The 1144-nt window shown below is 46.7% G+C and carries 1 protein-coding gene; it reads right to left on the bottom strand.

Annotated features, from left to right (window positions below; translation table 11 throughout):
• A partial coding sequence (gene ispC / locus R7E78_RS24420) for a 1-deoxy-D-xylulose-5-phosphate reductoisomerase (RefSeq protein WP_318058377.1) occupies window positions 1-1086 on the bottom strand: 1086 nt, incomplete at its 3' end.
• Window positions 1087-1144: the final 58 nt, after the last annotated feature.

Genomic DNA, 1144 nt, shown 5'->3' with positions numbered 1-1144 from the left:
CAATTCATTGATGCGAGCTATATCTGTAAAACCAAGGCGATTATTTAGAAACGCATCAACAGCAACTTCATTGGCTGCATTTAGAGCAGTAGTCGCATGTTGCCCTTCGTAACACGCGTCAATCGCAAGCTTCAAACAAGGATAACGAGCAAAGTCTGGTTGCAAGAATGTCAATTCACCTACTTGAGTAAAGTCTAGCGGTTTTACACCGGCATCAACACGAGAAGGATAAGACATTGTCAGCGCAATTGGTGTTGCCATATCTGGCTCTCCCATTTGCGCCAGTACCGAACCATCACGATACTGAACCATTGAATGGATCACGGATTGCGGGTGAATAATCACTTTTAACTGGTCACGAGCCGCATTGAATAGCCATTTTGCTTCAATGTACTCAAGACCTTTATTCATCATAGTCGCAGAATCGACCGAAATCTTTGGCCCCATAGACCAGTTAGGGTGCGCGATTGCCTGTGCTGGCGTTACGCTGTCGAGATCGGCAATGTCAGCGTAACGGAATGGACCGCCAGATCCGGTTAACAGAATATTAGAAATGCCATGCTCATCTAAGTTACAGCGGCCAAGATTGGTTTGAACTTGCTGTGGTAGGCACTGGAAAATAGCATTATGTTCACTGTCTACTGGCAGCAACTCTGCCCCGTATTGTTCAACGGCATCAATAAACAACTGCCCAGACATGACAAGCGCTTCTTTATTCGCCAGCAATACGCGCTTGCCCGCTTTAACGGCCGCCATGGTTGGCAACAAACCCGCTGCACCAACGATGGCTGCCATTACGCTATCTACTTCTTCTAATGAAGCCACATGACAAAGTGCATCAACACCACCTAACACTTCTGTATTTGGTGAAATGGTGTGGATTTCTGATTGCAGAGCAACAGCCGCAGCCTTATCCGCCATTACCGCGAATTTGGGCTGCCATTGGCGACAAAGTGCCACCATCTTTTCAACGTTAGTGCCAGCCGCTAGTGCGACCACAGAAAACAGCTCTGGGTTTTGTTCAACCACTTTTAAGGTGCTTGCACCTATTGAGCCTGTTGCACCAAGAATCGTTAACTTTTGCATGATGTAAGACCGTTAGAAAAATTCAGGAGCGATGAAGCCGCTCCCGATAAATTAGAAT

The sequence above is a fragment of the Vibrio sp. YT-19(2023) genome (assembly GCF_033337395.1).
This window is presented reverse-complemented; position numbering and strand designations above follow the sequence as displayed.